Here is a 15,918-nt window from a genome sequence, read left to right as displayed (position 1 = left end):
CCGAAGCACCCCGGCCCCGGCGGATCGCCGCGCCGTAGAATCGTCGCGTGTCCGAGGACGTCCCGGTGCTGAGCGAGCCGCTCTTCGACGTGTTCGCGAGCGGGAGCTGGATCTTCCTGCCCGCCGGCCCGGCTCGCGCCGTGGCGACCGAGCTCGAGGCGGAGATCCTCGACGAGCAGTTCTCCTGGTGCGAGAACCCGCACCTCGGCGAGGGCTCCGGGCTGCTCGTCCTCACCTCCGCGATGAACGGGTGGATGCTGCTCAACGGGGCCAGCGAGACCGTCGGCTGGGCCGCCGGGCTGCTCAGCGAGCAGCGCGACGTCTACCGGGCGACCATCGACGTCCGCCTGCCGGCGATGAGCTGGAGCTTCCTGGAGCGCGGCGCGGCCACCCGATCGGTCTCGGTCGAGCTCGGCGACGACGGCGACCTGGTCACGCGCACCTCCGGTCACCCGCTGCCGTTCGAGGCGGACGGCGTGCACCTGCCCGGCACCGGCACCGCGTACGACGCGTTCTTCTACCCGGTCGCCATCCTGGGCGAGCACGGCGTCACCGTGAGCGACCTGGAGTTCGCGCTCGACCGGCCCAGCGTCACCCTGCGGGTGGCGTGACCCGGTAACGGAGCATCACGGTCCCGGACGGGAACGCGTGCTCCTCGCGCAGCTCCAGGTGGAGCATCAGGTCGGTCGGCAGGGCGGGAGTGCCGCCGCCGACGGACACCGGGACGAGGAAGAGCTGCACCTCGTCGACGAGGCCGGCGCGGAAGGCCTCCGCCGCGAGGGTGGGGCCGCCGATCGAGACGTCCGTGGGCGCGGCCTCCACCAGGGCCCGGACGGCCGCGGGGTCGAAGGCCGGCTCGACCCGCGTGCGCGGCGTCGTGACGCCGCTGAGCGTCGCGGAGTAGACGATCTTGTCGGCCGCGCGCCAGATGTCGGCGTACTCCCGCATGACTGCGGGGACCTCGTCGCCGCCGATGTCCTGCCAGACGCGCATCGTCTCGAACATCCGGCGGCCGTAGAGATAGGTGCCGATCCCGCGCTCCCTGGCGTTGACGGCGGCGTGCACCTCCTCATCGGGTGCGGCCCAGTCGAACGAGCCGGAGGCGTCGACGGTGTAGCCGTCGAGGGACGCGAGAGCGGAGAAGACGAGGGACATGCCGCGACCCTATGCTCGCGCGCCCGGAAAGGGGAGGGCTCAGTGCGGCAGGAGCACGGCCAGCGCGCGCAGTTCGTTCCCGAAGACCAGCGGCACGACCACGTCGAGCGCGAATCCGATCGCGAGAACCAGCAGCGCGGCGCCGGCCGCGAGGATGACCAGCAGCGAGAGCAGCCTGAGGTAGGCGTTGTCCGCCACGCCCGCGAGCGTTCCCCGTGCTCGCACCAGTCCCCCCTGGTGGTGGCGGTGCCCCAGCGTGGTCATCGGTCTCCCCTCCTCCGCCGGCCGTCCGGCCGGTCGGGAGCGGCCCGCCCCTGCATGCGGCCGGCCACGACATCGAGTCAAGCCGGGGCGCGCCCGGCGGACATCGGCCCGAGGTCGGGACCGGGTCATCCCGTGGGATGATCCTGCGGGGTCAGGCGCGGGCGCCGACCGTGCAGCCGCAGCCGGTGTCCGGGGCGCCGGGCAGGGCGGACAGGTCGCCCGTCGCGGAGGCGAGCCGCCGGGCCAGCTGCTCGCGCCGCGCCTCCAGCACGGCGATCGCGGCCTCCACCTCGGCGAGGCCGTCGAGGTAGGCGGCGACCGAGGCGGGGCACTCGTCGCTGCGCGCGTGGCCGGCGCCGAGGCAGGCCACGAAGGGCGCCGCCTTGCCGGGCGGGATGCCGGTGGCGGCGAGGTCGCGGATCTCGCGCACCGCGCGCAGCTGGGCGTCGTCGTAGTCGCGGTAGCCGTTCGACAGCCGCCGCGGCGCGAGCAGTCCGAGGCGCTCGTAGTAGCGGACGGCCTTCACCGTGACGCCGGCGCGCTCGGCCAGTTCTCCGATCTGCATGTCCCACCTCGCGGAGCGCAGACGTTTCCGCTCCGCCGTCAGCGTAAACCCTGACCCCCGGGTCATGGTCAAACCGCGCTACACTATTAGTTAGTACACTAACGAATAAGAATGTCGGTAGGAGAATCGTGATGTCCGGTCGCTTCGCTCAGTGGTATGCGAACTGGAACGCCAAGCTGATCCGCGTCGCCGGCCCGGCGCAGCTCGGCGCAGGCCATCCCGAGGGACCGGACCTCCGCTCGGCGGCCGCGCCGTGCCCGATGTGCGGTCGCCCGATGACCGAGCACTCCGTGCTCCGGCCCGAGGGACAGCGCGACGCCACCCGGCTGGTCTGCCCGGTCGCGGCCTGACCGCTCGCCCGCGAGGGCGTTCAGCGCTCTCGGCTCTCGGGCCTCAGCGCTCGCGGACGGCCGCGGCGATGATGGTGCGCAGGCTCTCCCGGAGGTTCAGGATGTCCTCCATCGGCAGCCCGAGCCGCTCGACGATCCGCGGCGGGATCTTCTCGGCCTCGGCGCGGAGCTCGCGCCCGGCCGGGGTGAGCGTGACCTCCAGCGCGCGCTCGTCGGCGGCCGAGCGCCTGCGCTCGACGTAGCCGGTCGCCTCCAGGCGCTTCAGCAGCGGGGAGAGGGTCGCCGGCTCCAGCTGCAGCGCGTCGCTGAGCTCCCGCACCGAGCGCGGCTCGCGCTCCCAGAGCGCGAGCATGACGAGGTACTGCGGGTGGGTCAGGTTGAGCGGCTCCAGCACCGGCCGGTACAGGGCGATCACGCTGCGCGCGGCGACGGCGAGACCGAAGCAGACCTGGTTCTCCAGGGCGAGGAGGTCTTCGGACACGTCGGTCATTCTAGGCTCCGTCCCGTCACTCGGCGCGGGAGAACTCCGACGCCCTGGCCACCTGGTCCGGGGTGAGCGCGACGCCGGTGTACCGCTCGAACTGCCGCGCCGCCTGCAGCGCGATCACCTCCGCGCCGGTGATGAGCCGCTTGCCCGCGGCGCGTCCCGCCGCGATGAGCGGTGTCTCCGAGGGGAACGCGACCACGTCGAAGACGACGGCGGCGCGGTCGACGAACTCGTGGTCGAACGCGACCGTGTCCTCGTCGGCGCCGCGCATGCCGAGCGGCGTGACGTTCACGATGACGTCGAAGTCGGGCGCGGGCTCCGCCGCCGTCCAGGAGTAGCCGTACTTCTCGGCCAGGGCGTTCCCCGCCGCCTCGTTCCGCGCCAGCACGGTGAGGTCGTCGAACCCGGCTCCGCGAAAGGCCGCGACGACGGCCTTGGCCATACCGCCGGAGCCGCGCAGGATCACCCGCGACGCGGGGTCGACGGCGTGCTCGGCGAGGAGCTGGGCCACGGCCTCGTAGTCGGTGTTGGACGCGGTGAGCAGGCCGTCCTCGTTGACGACGGTGTTGACCGACTCGATCGCGAGCGCCGACGGCTCGAGGTTGTCGACCAGCGGGATGATCGCCTCCTTGAACGGCATCGACACCGAGCAGCCGCGGAAGCCGAGCGCCCGGATGCCGCGGACCGCGCCCTCCAGGTCGTCGGTGCTGAACGCCTTGTAGACGAAGTTCAGCCCGAGCTCGTCGTACAGGAAGTTGTGGAACCGCGTGCCGATGTTGCTCGGGCGGCCGGAGAGCGAGATGCAGACCTGCATGTCCTTGTTCAGGATGGGCATGGATCCATTGTGGCAGGGCGCCTGAACACCTTCGCAGCCGTCCAGGCCGAACCGTTACGTTCACAACTTGACTACATCTCAGCGATCATTCACTCTTATCGCATGACCGCCACTCCGGGTCTTCCCCCGCGTGGCGCACGCAATCCCGGGTCGCAGGGCGCGCTGAGGCACTTGAACCAGGAGCGGCTCGTCGAGTTCCTCCTGGCCAACGGACCATCCACCCAGGCAGAGCTGGCGCGCGGGACGGGACTCTCCACCGCCACCGTCTCCAACATCGTGCGGGACATGGCGGTCAAGGGCGTCGTGGCGACCTCGCCGGTGACCTCGAGCGGCCGCCGGGCGCTGCTGGTGCAGCTGACCGACACGGGTGACATCGCGGTCGGGGTGGACTTCGGCCGCAGGCACGTGCGCATCGTGCTCTCGACCCTCGGCTACGAGGTGATCGCCGAGGAGGCGATGGCGCTGCCGCTCGGCTACGACGTCCCCGGCGCCGTGCTCCAGGCGGCGGCGCTCCTCGACCGGATGCTCGTGGCCGGCGCGCATGACCGGCTCTCGGTGCTCGCGGTCGGGATCGGCATCCCCGGCCCCATCGACCGGCGCACGGGAACGGTGCTCCAGGGCGCCATCCTCCCGGAGTGGGTCGGTGTGCGACTGCGCGACCTGGAGGAGGCGTTCCGGTTCCCGGTGGTCGTGGACAACGACGCCAACCTCGGCGCCCTCGCCGAGGTCACCTGGGGCGCCAACCGCGGGGTCCGCAACCTGATCTTCGTCAAGATCGGCACCGGCATCGGCGCCGGGCTGATCCTCAACGGCCTGCCGTACTACGGGTTCCTCGGGATCACGGGCGAGCTCGGGCACACCCCGGTCGCCGAGCAGGGCGTCATCTGCCGCTGCGGCAACCGCGGCTGCCTGGAGACGATCGCGTCCACGAGCGTGATGATCGAGACGCTCGGCCACGGGGTGAACGCGCCGGTCAGCACCGCTGACATCCTGCAGCGGGGACGCGAACGCGACCCCGCCGTGCTGCGCGTGGTGAGCGACGCCGGCACCGCGATCGGGCAGGCGATCGGCAACATCGCCAACGTCATCAACCCGGAGCTGGTGCTCATCGGCGGACCGCTGGTCGGGCTCGGCGACGCCCTGCTCGGGCCGATCCGGCGCGGCATCCAGCGCAACGCGATCCCCGTCATCGCCGAGACGACGATCGTGCGGATCTCCTCGCTCGGCGACCGCGCCGAGTCGCTCGGCGCCGCGGCCCTGGTCATCCAGGGCGCCCTCGACGGCAACGAATAGCCCTCCGGGACGCGCGGACGCGGGCGCGGGCGCAGGCGCCGAAGCCGGTGGGCCACTGGCCGCCACCGGTGGACCGTGCGGTCCACCTCGTCGTTACCGATCCGTTGTCTTCACTATTTGACGTCAAGACTGAATTTAGCGTTTACTACTTAGGCGCAACCCACGCACCCGCACAGCGGGGACCCAGCCCGAACAGCACACCAAGGAGCGACGATGCCGTCGAACGCAGTCATCCTGCAGATGCGCGCGATCACCAAGGAGTTCCCGGGCGTGAAGGCGCTCGAGGATGTCTCCCTCACCGTCCACGCCAACGAGATCCACGCCATCTGCGGCGAGAACGGCGCGGGCAAGTCCACGCTGATGAAGGTCCTGTCCGGCGTCTACCCGTTCGGGACTTATACGGGCGACATCGTCTACCAGGGCGAGGTGATGCGGTTCAAGGACATCCGCTCGTCCGAGCAGCGCGGCATCGTCATCATCCACCAGGAGCTCGCGCTCATCCCCGAGCTCTCGATCACCGAGAACATCTTCCTCGGCAACGAGCCGGGGCGCGGCGGCGTCATCGACTGGAACGAGGCCAAGCGCCGCGCCGTCGAGCTGCTCGCCCGCGTGGGCCTGAGCGACGACCCGGACACCCAGATCAAGAACATCGGCGTCGGCAAGCAGCAGCTCGTCGAGATCGCCAAGGCGCTCAACAAGGACGTCAAGCTCCTCATCCTCGACGAGCCGACCGCCGCGCTGAACTAGGCGGAGTCCGCCCACCTGCTCGACCTCATCGTCGGTCTGAAGCACAAGGGCGTCAGCTCCATCATCATCAGCCACAAGCTCAACGAGATCGAGAAGGTCGCCGACCAGATCACGATCATCCGCGACGGCCGCGCGATCGAGACCCTCGACGTCAAGGGCGACGGCGTGGACGAGGACCGCATCATCCGCGGGATGGTCGGCCGCACGCTCGAGAGCCGGTTCCCCGACCGCACGCCGAACATCGGCGAGGTCCTGTTCGAGGTCCGCGACTGGGTCGTGCAGCACCCGCAGGTCGCCGACCGGCTCGTGGTCAAGGGCTCCAGCTTCACCGTGCGCCGCGGCGAGATCGTCGGCTTCGCCGGCCTGATGGGCGCCGGGCGCACCGAGTTCGCGATGAGCGTCTTCGGCCGCTCCTACGGCACCTTCGTCTCCGGCGAGGCCTACAAGGACGGCAAGCAGATCCAGCTCCGAACCGTCTCCGAGGCGATCGACAACGGCCTCGCCTACGTGAGCGAGGACCGCAAGGTGCTCGGCCTCAACCTCCTCGACGACATCAAGCAGTCGATCGTCTCCGCCAAGCTGACCAAGATCGCGAAGCGCGGCGTCGTGAACCACCAGCGCGAGCACGCGATCGCCGAGGACTACCGGACCAGCCTCCGGATCAAGACCCCGGACGTCGACCGCGGCGTGAGCACGCTCTCCGGCGGCAACCAGCAGAAGGTCGTCCTGGCCAAGTGGATGTTCACCGACCCGGACATCCTCATCCTCGACGAGCCGACCCGCGGCATCGACGTCGGGGCCAAGTACGAGATCTACGGCATCATCCAGCAGCTCGCCGCGCAGGGGAAGGGCGTCATCGTCATCTCCTCCGAGCTCCCCGAGCTGCTCGGCATCTCGGATCGCATCTACACGATCTTCGAGGGGCAGATCACCAACGAGCTTCCGATCGCGGAGGCGACCCCCGAGACCCTCCTGAAAAGCATGACCTCGGCCAAGAAGAAGGCAACCCGATAATGACCACTCAGATCGAAGCGAAGAAGAAGTCCGGCGGGATCCGCGACCTGGGCAAGATGTTCGGCGGCGGCCAGTCCACCGGACGCCAGTTCGGCATCCTCGGCGCGCTCGTCGTCATCGTCCTGCTGTTCGAGATCCTCACCGGCGGCAAGACCCTCGACCCGGTGAACCTGATCAACCTGGTCAACCAGAACGCCTACGTGCTGGTGCTGGCGATCGGGATGGTCATGGTCATCATCGCCGGCCACATCGACCTGTCGGTCGGCTCGGTCGCCGCCGTGGTGGGCATCATCGTCGCGCAGGCGATGACGCAGTGGAACCTGCCCTGGCCGCTGGCCATCGTGCTCGGCCTGGCTGTCGGCGCGGTGATCGGCGCCTGGCAGGGCTGGTGGGTCGCCTACGTCGGCGTCCCGGCGTTCATCGTGACCCTCGCGGGCATGCTCATCTTCCGCGGCCTCAACCAGCTCATCGGAAACGCCAACACCATCCCCGTGCCGGACGGCTTCACCTTCATCGGCGGCGGCTTCCTGCCCGAGTGGGGTCCGAACACCGGCTACAACAACTCCACGCTGCTGCTCGGCATCGTCATCGCGGTCGTCATCGCGCTGCTCGAGGTCCGCACCCGCCGCAACCAGACGAAGATGGGCTCCGACAAGGCGCCGCTCTGGGTGAGCGTCTTCAAGGTCGTCGTGCTGGACGCCGTCGTGATCTACTTCACGTTCCTGTTCGCGGGCGGCCGCGTCGGCACCTCCTTCCCGGTGTCGGGCATCATCCTCGGCGTCCTGATCATCCTGTACTCGTTCATCACGCGGAACACGATCTTCGGTCGCCACATCTACGCGGTCGGCGGCAACTCGCACGCCGCGGAGCTGTCGGGCGTCAAGATCAAGCGCGTCAACTTCTACGTGATGATGAACATGTCGGTGCTCGCCGCGCTCGCCGGCATGATCGCCGTCGCCCGCTCGGTCTCCTCCGGCCCGCAGGACGGCCTCGGCTGGGAGCTCGACGCCATCGCGGCCGTCTTCATCGGTGGCGCCGCGGTCTCCGGCGGCATCGGAACCGTCGCCGGCTCCATCGTCGGTGGTCTCGTCATCGCGGTGCTCAACAACGGGCTCCAGCTGCTCGGCGTGACCAGCGACTGGGTGCAGATCATCAAGGGCCTCGTCCTCCTGATCGCCGTCGGCATCGACGTCTACTCGCACCGCCGCGGCGGCCCCTCCCTGATCGGGCGCCTGTTCGGCGGCGGCGGACGCCGGGAGGCCGCGGCCGACGCCGCGGGCGCCGAGCAGCCCCCCGTGCTCCCCACCAGCGACCCCGCCGAGGACTCGGCGCGCTCGCTCACCTCCTGACCCGCACCTCCCGAACCCTGCACCATCACAACCAGAGAAAGAGATAAGAATGCGCAAGATCGCACTCGCGACAGTGGCTGTCGCAGCTGCCGCCGCGCTGGCCCTGTCCGGCTGCTCGAGCCGTGACGGCTCCGGCACCGCCTCGACGGCCTCCGGCTTCGCCAAGGACGCCTCCATCGGCGTCGCGCTCCCGACCAAGACCTCGGAGAACTGGGTGCTCGCGGGCGGCCTGTTCACCGACGGCCTCAAGGCCGCCGGCTTCAAGGGCGACGTGCAGTACGCGGGCGGCTCGGGCGTCTCCGACCAGCAGTCCCAGATCCAGTCGATGATCACCAACGGCGCCAAGGTCGTCATCATCGGCGCCGTCGACGGCGGCCAGCTCGCCGCGCAGGCCAAGGCCGCGCACGACGCCGGCGCGACCGTGATCGCCTACGACCGCCTCATCCTCAACACCAAGGACGTCGACTACTACGTCGCGTACGACAACGAGAAGGTCGGCGAGCTTCAGGGCCAGGCCCTCGTCGACGGCATGAAGGCCAAGTACCCGGGCAAGACCAAGTTCAACATCGAGCTGTTCTCGGGCTCGCCCGACGACGCCAACTCGAAGGTCTTCTTCGACGGCGCCATGAAGGTCCTGCAGCCGAAGATCGACGACGGCACGCTGAAGGTCGTCTCCGGTGAGACCGACATCAAGCAAACCGCCACCCAGGGCTGGCTGCCGGCGAACGCGCAGACCCGGATGGACACCCTGCTCGCCAAGAGCTACGGCTCGACCGAGCTGGACGGAGTCCTCTCGCCGAACGACACCCTCGCGCGCGCCATCATCACCTCGGTGAAGGGTGCGGGCAAGCCGGTCCCGGTCGTCACCGGTCAGGACTCCGAGGCCGAGTCGGTCAAGTCGATCATGGCGGGCGAGCAGTACTCGACCATCAACAAGGACACCCGCAACCTGGTCAAGCAGGCCATCCAGATGGTCAAGGACCTGCAGGCGGGCAAGAAGCCGGAGACGAACGACGACAAGTCGTACAACAACGGCGTCAAGGTCGTCCCGGCCTACCTCCTCAAGCCGGTCATCGTCACCAAGGCGAACGCGGCGGAGGCCTACGCCAACGACCCGACCCTGGAGCCGCTGACCAAGTAAGCGTCAGCCCCACGAGTCACCAGCACAGAGCAGAAGGCCGGTCCCTTTCGGGACCGGCCTTCTGTCGTCCCCCCTGGACTGCCCCCTCTGGCCGGGCCTGATGACACGGTAGAGCGCGGGCCGCCCGCGCGGCATCCGGGCCACCACGGATATCCGCACCCGTGGTGGCACCCACGGCGGGAGGGCGCGGGCCGGTTCGCGAGGTCAGAGGGATGCGAGGACCTCGCCGATGCGACTGACGTAGCCGTCGATGACCAGGACCGCGGCGCGGCCGTCCCGCCTCAGCGTGGCCTCGCGGAGGTCGCGGGTGAAGCGCGAGACCACGAGCGGGTCGAGCCGGCCGTGCAGCTTGCGGCCGAGCCGGCGGACCTGGGGGAGGACGTTGCCCAGCGTCCGGATGCGCACGTCGTTGCCCTCGATCCGTGCGAACGCGACGACGAGATGCTCGAAGACCGTGATGAAGCGGACGGTGTCGTCCTCGGTCGCCGCCGCGACCAGCTCGGTCTGGATGTCGCCGGTCAGCTCGTCGTCCTCCTCGTCCCAGGCCGGGATGCCGTGCAGCGCGGCGCCCGACCACAGGTCGGCGGCGACGTGGACCGACTCGAGGACCCCGGTGATGTCGAACTCGGAGACCCGCGTGTAGCGGTTGCGCTCCATCTCGATCAGGCCTTGCTCGGCCAGGCGGTCGAGGGCGTGGCGGATCGGGGTGCGCGAGATCCCGAGCCACTCGACGAGGTCGGAGTCGCGGAGGCGTTCCCCCGGCTCGAGGGTGCCGTCCATGATGGCGGCTTCGATACGGACGTACGCCTCTTCGGAGAGCGAGATCCGCGCGACGTGATCGGTGGGCATTGGCATGTTCGGGTGCTCCTGGCTCGGGGTCCCGGGACGGGTGTCCGGTTCCCGTGGGTCGGTGAAGGCCAGAGCGAGGGTGGAACGAATGGTTTGCTCTGGTCAGATTCTTACTGGTAATCTAGAAATATACCAGCAGCTGACTGTGTTCACGAAACGAGCCCCCCATGACCCTCGAAGAACTCCGCGCACGATACCCATCCCTCGCCGCCGATCGGCGCCTCTTGCGCAACGACGTGTACCAGGTCCTCCTGGTCGGCATCCTCACCGGCGACCTCGCTCCCGGCGAGAGACTGAAGGACGGAGAGCTCACCGAAGCCCTCCGCGTCTCCCGCACGCCGGTGCGGGAGGCGATCAGCAAACTCCAACAGGTCGGGCTGATCCGCACGGCCCCCAACCGCTACACGCTCGTCGCCCCGATGGAGATCAAGGAGATCCTCAACGTGATCGGGGTGATGCGGCTCCTCTTCCCGACGGCGATCGGCGAGGCCCTCCACGTCGTCGACGTCGACATGGAGCTCGAGCTGACCGTGCTCGCCGAGCGCCTGGAGCGCGAGGCGGAGGCCCCCGTCGTCGACGCCTTCCAGCGCGCGACCACCGTGGTGCTGGACGCGATCCCGGATCGGGTGCTCGCCGAATCGATCGAGATGCTCATCCCGCGCTTCGTCCGCTACGTGTCGCTGTCGCCCGAGGGCGCAGAGGCGCTCTCCCGGCAGCACGTCCTCGACTTCGCGCGGGCGATGGCCCACAGCGAGGAACGGGCTGTCGACCTCATGGACGCGGCGCTCCAGGGACTGGTGGACGATCTGCGTCCGCGCGTCGGCGGAGCCGGCTGAGCACCCGCGCCGGGAAGACCAGCAGCAGGAGCGCCAGCACGAGCAGGATCCCGCACCCGGCGAGGATCGCCGCCGTCGGGCCGAGGGTCACGTCGAAGACGAAGGAGACCACTCCCGACGTCAGCAGCGCCACGAGCGCCAGCGTGATCTTCAGCAGACGGTTGGCGATCGCCACGGTCTGCGCCTTCTCGTGGTGCCGGAACAGCTGCCGGTGCAGGGCGACGGGAGCCAGGCCGAGCCCTGTCGCGCCGGCGGCGAGGAGGACGAGGACGAGGTAGAAGCCCACCTGGAAGGCGTCCAGCGTGCCGAACCGCTGCTGGAACGCAATGGCGAGCAGGAAGCCGCTGATCAACTGAGTGCCCGTCTGCGTCACCCGCAGCTCCTGGAGGATCTCGTTCCAGTTGCGGTCGGCGCGCTGCGTGGCGGACTCGGGACGATCGTCCTCCGGGTCGATGTCGGCCGCGCCGCTCTGCGTCATCGCCCCATCGTCGTCCCGGTCGGTGAGGGACGCAATGGGCGCGCCCCCTGCGCTGCCAGCGCCGCGCGGTAGAAGCGCACGAGCTCCGCCGCGCTCGGCCGCTCCGCCGCCATCGTGGCGGTGTCCGAGCGGCGGGCGGCCATGTGGTGCCGCCACGACTCGGCGGCGCAGCGGTGGTCCCAGGCCACGCCGGCCGCGGCCTCCAGGGTGCGGCACCAGCCGATCAGCTCCCGGCCCTCCGAGCTCGGCGCCCAGGTGACGACGCGGAACCAGACGTCCGGACGGTTGGGATCACCGAACGCGAAGCGCCGCACGACGGCGTACGGCATCCCGAGGGCACCCTGGCTCAGCAGCCATTCCGTGGGCTGCGCGTTCGCCACGGGATGCCAGGATGCGGTCACGTCAGAACGTTAGAGACGGCCGCCGACAGCGACGCGGCGGCTCTGCCCGACTGCCGAACGGCTCAGGTCAGGAGGCGGATGAGCGCCGCGACCACGGCGGCCGCCGGCACCACGACGATGAACGGGACGCGCAGGGCGTACAGGCCGGCGGCGATCGCGACCGCGGGGAGCCGGGCGTCGAGCTGCAGCGACTGCCCGGCGCCGAACGTCTGGACGCAGATCAGCGCGGCGAGCAGCGCGGCGGTGAGCAGGTCGCTGGTGCGGGCGACCGTGGGGTGGTCGAGCGCCTTGGGCGGGACGAGCCAGCCGGCGGCCTTGAGCGCGAGCACCGCGATGGAGCCGAGCAGGATGATGTTCCAGGTCGTCACGGCTCCACCTCCCGCTCCATCGGGATCGGGTCGGGGTGGGGCCGGTCGTCGCCGCGCCCGAAGAGGTCGAGGACGCCGAAGACGATCGCCGCCACGGCTGCGGCCAGGACCGGCAGCCCCGGCATCAGGAACGGGGTGAGCAGGGTCGCGACGAACCCTGCCGCGACGGCCACCGCCTGCGTCTGGCGGGCCTTCAGCCGGGGCCACAGGAGCCCGAGGAAGGCCGCGGCCGCCGCCGCGTCGAGGCCGTACGCCTTGACGTCCCCGATCAGGTTGCCGAGGAGCGCCCCGGCGAGGGTCATGAGGTTCCAGCCGAGGTAGACGACGAGCCCGGTGACCCAGAACCCGATGCGCTGAGCGCGCGGCTCGGTCTGGGCGGTGGCGACCGCGGTGGACTCGTCGATGGTGAGCTGGGTGGCGGCGGAGCGGCGCCAGAATCCGGGTCCGATGATGCGCGACAGCCGCAGCGCGTAGAAGGAGTTCCGGACGCCGAGGAGGGCGGCCGACGCGATGGCCGTGCCGCCGGCGGCGACGCCGCCGGACGCGAGGACGCCGATCAGCGCGAACTGCGAGCCGCCGCTGAACATGACCAGGCTGAGGACGCACGCCTGCCAGACGTCGAGGCCGGACGCGGTCGCGAGCGCCCCGAACGAGATGCCGTACAGAGCCGTCGCGACGCCGACCGCCCAACCCGAGCGGGCGGCCGCGCGCTCCTGTGCGGTTCGTGGGCGGCGTGCCATCCTGTCGAGACTAGCGGGCGCGACCGGGCGGAGGCGGCCCTACTCCGCGGACGCCGGCTCGTCGGAGCCGAGGCCGGAGCCGGCGCCGGGCTGGAACAGCCGCGCGACCACGTCGTCCGCGGTGGAGTCGTCGAGCATCCAGGGCTGGAAGATGACGCGGTAGACGATGGGGGCGATGACGACGTCCATCACGTCGTCCTCGGTGACCGAGGTCTCCGGGTGCCGCGCGAGCAGCATGCCGGCCTCCGTGCGCCGGTTGCGGAGGCAGTCGGAGGTGCGCTCGCCCGCAGCGCTCGCACCGCCGCGCAGCAGGGCGGCGTTCACCGGCTTGCGGAAGTGGGCGACGATGTCGCGCGCCCAGTCGGTGAGGTCGGCGCGCAGGTCGCCACGGTCGGCGAGCGGCCGCTCGGGGTCGAGATGGTACGTGGCGATGTCGTTGATGAGGGTCGGGAGGTCGCCCCAGCGCCGGTAGATGCTGGTCGGGTTGACGCCCGCGCGCTCGGCGACCATCGGGACGGTCACGCGCTCGGGGCCCTTCTCGCGGACGAGCTCCTCGACGGCGGTGCGCACGCTGTGGATGACCGCGGCGCTGCGTCCGCCCGTCCGCTTCGACGGTGTGGTCGTAGTCATGGGAATAGCTTAAAGCAAAAATCGTTGCTTTTTACCAGATCCCGCTCTATAGTCCGTTAAAGCAATCAAATTTGCTTTAGGAGGCCGAGATGTCCACTTCAGGGGAAAGCTGCCCGACCCTCGCCCGACCGGCGATCGCGACCGGCTCGGTCGCCGTGAGCGCGCCCCGGCGGCGTTCGTTCCGGCTCCGTCCGACCGCCGCCTTCGCCGGCACCGCCCTGGCGTTCGTCGCCGTTGCGCTCGCCGTCGGCGCGCCCAGCCCGCTGTTCGTCCTGTACCAGCAGGAGTGGGGCTTCCCGTCCTGGCTGCTGACCGTGGCGTTCGCGATCTACGCGGTGACGCTGCTCATTACGCTGCTGGTCGCCGGCTCGCTGTCGGACCACATCGGCCGCCGCCCCGTCCTGGTCGGTGCGCTCGCGCTGCAGGTCGCCGCGATGCTGATGTTCCTGTTCTCGAGGGACATCGGCGCGATCATCGCGGCCCGCTCGGTGCAGGGTGTGGCCACCGGCGCGGCGATGAGCACGTTCACGGCCGCGCTGGTCGAGCTCGCGCCCGAGCGTCAGAAGAAGCTCGGTGCGACGATCGGCTCGACGGCCCCGGTCGGCGGGATCGCGCTCGGCGCGTTCTTCACCGGTCTGGCAGTCCAGTTCACCTCCCAGCCGACCACGCTCGTCTTCGTCACCCTGGCGCTGCTGTTCGTCGCCGGGATCCTCGTGGTGCTCGCCTCCCCGGAGACCGTGGCCGCGCGTCCCGGCGCTCTCCGCTCGCTGACCCCGCGGTTGTTCATCCCGCGCGCGGCTCGCGGCGAGTACGTGGCGGCGCTCCCGCTGTTCCTGGCGACCTGGATGCTCGCCGGGCTGTTCATTGGGCTATCCCCGTCGATCCTGCACGGCGTCTTCCACCTGGACTCCGGCATCCTGAACGGCGCCATCGTGGCCGTTCCTCCCGCGGTCGGCGCGATCGCCGGCCTCGTGCTGACCCGCGCGCCCGCCCGGACGACCACCATCTGGTCGATGGCGGCGATCATGCTCGGGATCGCGCTGACGGCGGTCGGGATCGCCGCCGGCCTCCTGCCCGTGCTGTTCGCCGGCGCCGTGGTCGCGGGCGCCGGCTTCGGCGCCGGGTTCTCGGCGATGCTGCGGATCATCGCGCCGCTCGCCCCCAACGATCAGCGCGCCGAGCTCTTCGCCGGCGTGTTCCTGGTGAGCTACCTCGCCTACGGCGTCCCGGCGCTGGCGGCGGGGGAGCTGATCGGGGTGATCGGGATCCTGCCGACCGCTCTCGGTTACGCGGCGGCCATCGCCGCGGCCGCCGCCGTCGCGATGGTGGTGCAGATCGTGCGGCTGGCGCGCACCGTGCGTGGCGACGCGGAGGCCGCCGCGCAGCCGGAACTCACGCCACGTCGATGAGTACCTTGCCCACGGCGCCGTCCTTCACGGCGTCGTGGGCCTTCGCCGTCTCCTCCAGCGGGAAGCGGGTGAGCGGGAGGCCGTGCTCCGTGCCGACCGGGAGCGCCCCCGCCGCGACCGCGGCCGAGACGGCGCGGACGGCGGCCGCCTTCGCGGCCGGCGCGACCGTGTAGGTGAGGACGAACTGCCAGCGGAGGTTCTTCTGCATCGACGGCCGGATCGGCATCGTCACCTCGGTCGACCCCGGCGCGTCCGCGTAGACGGCGATCGTGGCGTTGCCGGCGGCGACCTTCGCGTCGAGCTCGGCGTTCGCGGTGGCGTTGACCTCCACGATGATGTCGACGCCCCGCGGCGCCAGGGCCCCGATCGCCTCGGCGGTGTCCGGCTCGCGGTAGTTCACGACGTGATGCGCGCCGGCCGCGCGCGCCAGCTCGGCCTTCTCGTGGCTGCTGACGGTCGCGATCACGGTGGCGCCCGCCCACACGGCGAGCTGGATCGCGGCGTGGCCCACCGCGCCGGCGCCGCCCTGGACGAGCACCGTGCGGCCGTCCAGCGACCCGGGCGCGAGTTCGCCCGGCGCCTGCTCGTATGCGGTGAGCGCGCGGTGCGCGGTGAGGGCCGGGATTCCGAGCGAGGCGCCGACGTCGAAGCTCACGCCCTCCGGCAGCGGCACGACATGGTCCTCCGGGAGGACGACGAGCTCCTGGGCCGTGCCGTCCGGGCGCTGGTACGCGGCGTCCCACACCCAGACCCGGTCGCCCGGCCGCAGCCCGGTGACCCCGTCGCCGACCTCGTCGACCACGCCCGCGCCGTCCTGGTTCGGCACCTGGGGGCGGGGGAGCTCCGCCGGGCCGGCGCCCTGGCGCGCCTTCCAGTCGGTCGGGTTGACCCCGGAGACGTGGATGCGGACCCGCACCTCGCCCGCGCCGGGGTGCGGTTCGGGGCGCTCGCCGAGGGTGAGCACGTCGGAGTCGCCGGTCGAGGTGTAGCTGACAGCCTTCATGGGT

Annotated in this window: 19 protein-coding genes and 1 pseudogene; 8 read left to right on the top strand and 12 right to left on the bottom strand. The window is 70.7% G+C overall.

What is annotated here, in order from left to right; all coding sequences use genetic code 11:
- The first annotated feature begins 47 nt into the window (after positions 1-47).
- On the top strand, positions 48-611 hold the full coding sequence (locus HNR13_RS01505) for a hypothetical protein (RefSeq protein ID WP_179604121.1): 564 nt from the start codon (positions 48-50) through the stop codon (positions 609-611).
- Here the strand turns inward: HNR13_RS01505 and HNR13_RS01500 are convergent.
- From HNR13_RS01500 to HNR13_RS01490, 3 genes are all read right to left on the bottom strand, one after another.
- Positions 592-1,155, bottom strand: a complete 564-nt coding sequence (locus tag HNR13_RS01500; RefSeq protein ID WP_179604120.1) for a dihydrofolate reductase family protein — start codon at positions 1,153-1,155, stop codon at positions 592-594. The two genes, HNR13_RS01505 and HNR13_RS01500, sit on opposite strands and share 20 nt — an antisense overlap.
- Positions 1,156-1,194: 39 nt before the next feature.
- The gene (locus tag HNR13_RS01495) at positions 1,195-1,419 is read right to left on the bottom strand and encodes a hypothetical protein (RefSeq protein WP_179604119.1); all 225 of its coding nucleotides are present in this window, start codon (positions 1,417-1,419) and stop codon (positions 1,195-1,197) included.
- A gap of 151 nt (positions 1,420-1,570) precedes the next feature.
- A complete protein-coding gene (locus HNR13_RS01490; RefSeq protein ID WP_179604118.1) occupies positions 1,571-1,984 on the bottom strand; it encodes a MerR family DNA-binding transcriptional regulator in 414 nt (137 codons plus the stop codon).
- 131 nt (positions 1,985-2,115) lie between these two features.
- On the opposite strand from HNR13_RS01490, the gene HNR13_RS01485 reads away from it, so the two are divergent.
- Positions 2,116-2,334 (top strand): hypothetical protein, encoded by a 219-nt coding sequence (locus HNR13_RS01485; protein ID WP_179604117.1) that lies wholly within the window; start codon positions 2,116-2,118, stop codon positions 2,332-2,334.
- Between the two features lie 43 nt (positions 2,335-2,377).
- Here the strand turns inward: HNR13_RS01485 and HNR13_RS01480 are convergent, their stop codons facing one another.
- Both HNR13_RS01480 and HNR13_RS01475 read right to left on the bottom strand, forming a co-directional pair.
- A complete protein-coding gene (locus HNR13_RS01480) occupies positions 2,378-2,815 on the bottom strand; it encodes a MarR family winged helix-turn-helix transcriptional regulator (RefSeq protein ID WP_343063402.1) in 438 nt (145 codons plus the stop codon).
- Positions 2,816-2,840: 25 nt separating this feature from the next.
- Positions 2,841-3,656, bottom strand: a complete 816-nt coding sequence (locus tag HNR13_RS01475) for a shikimate 5-dehydrogenase (RefSeq protein WP_179604115.1) — start codon at positions 3,654-3,656, stop codon at positions 2,841-2,843.
- A gap of 102 nt (positions 3,657-3,758) precedes the next feature.
- Between HNR13_RS01475 and HNR13_RS01470 the strand changes: the two genes are divergently transcribed.
- The 4 genes and pseudogenes from HNR13_RS01470 to HNR13_RS01455 all read left to right on the top strand — a co-directional run bounded on the left by HNR13_RS01470 (position 3,759) and on the right by HNR13_RS01455 (position 9,200).
- Positions 3,759-4,949 (top strand): ROK family transcriptional regulator, encoded by a 1,191-nt coding sequence (locus HNR13_RS01470; protein WP_179604114.1) that lies wholly within the window; start codon positions 3,759-3,761, stop codon positions 4,947-4,949.
- Positions 4,950-5,162: 213 nt separating this feature from the next.
- Positions 5,163-6,710: pseudogene (gene mmsA, locus HNR13_RS01465) on the top strand (multiple monosaccharide ABC transporter ATP-binding protein).
- Complete coding sequence (gene mmsB / locus HNR13_RS01460; RefSeq protein ID WP_179604113.1) at positions 6,710-8,059, top strand: multiple monosaccharide ABC transporter permease; 1,350 nt, start codon at positions 6,710-6,712, stop codon at positions 8,057-8,059. The pseudogene mmsA and the gene mmsB overlap by 1 nt, the downstream one beginning before the upstream one ends.
- A 49-nt stretch (positions 8,060-8,108) precedes the next feature.
- A complete protein-coding gene (locus HNR13_RS01455; RefSeq protein ID WP_179604112.1) occupies positions 8,109-9,200 on the top strand; it encodes a substrate-binding domain-containing protein in 1,092 nt (363 codons plus the stop codon).
- 204 nt (positions 9,201-9,404) lie between these two features.
- Here the strand turns inward: HNR13_RS01455 and HNR13_RS21260 are convergent, their stop codons facing one another.
- Positions 9,405-10,055 (bottom strand): GntR family transcriptional regulator, encoded by a 651-nt coding sequence (locus HNR13_RS21260; protein ID WP_218881142.1) that lies wholly within the window; start codon positions 10,053-10,055, stop codon positions 9,405-9,407.
- 161 nt (positions 10,056-10,216) lie between these two features.
- Between HNR13_RS21260 and HNR13_RS01445 the strand changes: the two genes are divergently transcribed.
- Complete coding sequence (locus HNR13_RS01445) at positions 10,217-10,885, top strand: GntR family transcriptional regulator (protein ID WP_179604111.1); 669 nt, start codon at positions 10,217-10,219, stop codon at positions 10,883-10,885.
- On the opposite strand, the gene HNR13_RS01440 is transcribed toward HNR13_RS01445, so the two are convergent.
- The 5 genes from HNR13_RS01440 to HNR13_RS01420 all read right to left on the bottom strand — a co-directional run bounded on the left by HNR13_RS01440 (position 10,821) and on the right by HNR13_RS01420 (position 13,502).
- The gene (locus HNR13_RS01440; RefSeq protein ID WP_179604110.1) at positions 10,821-11,363 is read right to left on the bottom strand and encodes a DUF6328 family protein; all 543 of its coding nucleotides are present in this window, start codon (positions 11,361-11,363) and stop codon (positions 10,821-10,823) included. The genes HNR13_RS01445 and HNR13_RS01440 overlap by 65 nt on opposite strands.
- Positions 11,360-11,764, bottom strand: coding sequence for a hypothetical protein (locus tag HNR13_RS01435; RefSeq protein ID WP_179604109.1), 405 nt, complete (start codon positions 11,762-11,764; stop codon positions 11,360-11,362). The genes HNR13_RS01440 and HNR13_RS01435 overlap by 4 nt, the downstream gene beginning before the upstream one ends.
- 62 nt (positions 11,765-11,826) lie before the next feature.
- Entirely contained in the window at positions 11,827-12,132 is a 306-nt protein-coding gene (locus tag HNR13_RS01430; RefSeq protein ID WP_179604108.1) for an AzlD domain-containing protein, read from the bottom strand.
- The gene (locus HNR13_RS01425) at positions 12,129-12,872 is read right to left on the bottom strand and encodes an AzlC family ABC transporter permease (RefSeq protein WP_179604107.1); all 744 of its coding nucleotides are present in this window, start codon (positions 12,870-12,872) and stop codon (positions 12,129-12,131) included. Before HNR13_RS01425 ends, HNR13_RS01430 begins: the two co-directional genes overlap by 4 nt.
- Positions 12,873-12,911: 39 nt before the next feature.
- A complete protein-coding gene (locus HNR13_RS01420) occupies positions 12,912-13,502 on the bottom strand; it encodes a TetR/AcrR family transcriptional regulator (protein WP_179604106.1) in 591 nt (196 codons plus the stop codon).
- An 89-nt stretch (positions 13,503-13,591) separates the two neighbouring features.
- Here HNR13_RS01420 and HNR13_RS01415 point away from each other — a divergent pair, with 89 nt between their 5' ends.
- Positions 13,592-14,911, top strand: a complete 1,320-nt coding sequence (locus tag HNR13_RS01415; protein WP_179604105.1) for an MFS transporter — start codon at positions 13,592-13,594, stop codon at positions 14,909-14,911.
- On the opposite strand, the gene HNR13_RS01410 is transcribed toward HNR13_RS01415, so the two are convergent.
- On the bottom strand, positions 14,895-15,914 hold the full coding sequence (locus HNR13_RS01410; RefSeq protein ID WP_179604104.1) for an NADPH:quinone reductase: 1,020 nt from the start codon (positions 15,912-15,914) through the stop codon (positions 14,895-14,897). The genes HNR13_RS01415 and HNR13_RS01410 overlap by 17 nt on opposite strands.
- Between the last annotated feature and the right edge of the window lie 4 nt (positions 15,915-15,918).

The organism is Leifsonia shinshuensis (genome assembly GCF_013410375.1).
Classification (GTDB): Bacteria; Actinomycetota; Actinomycetes; order Actinomycetales; family Microbacteriaceae; genus Leifsonia; species Leifsonia shinshuensis.
Note: the sequence above shows the minus strand (reverse complement) of the source record. Positions and strands in the feature narration are given on the sequence as shown.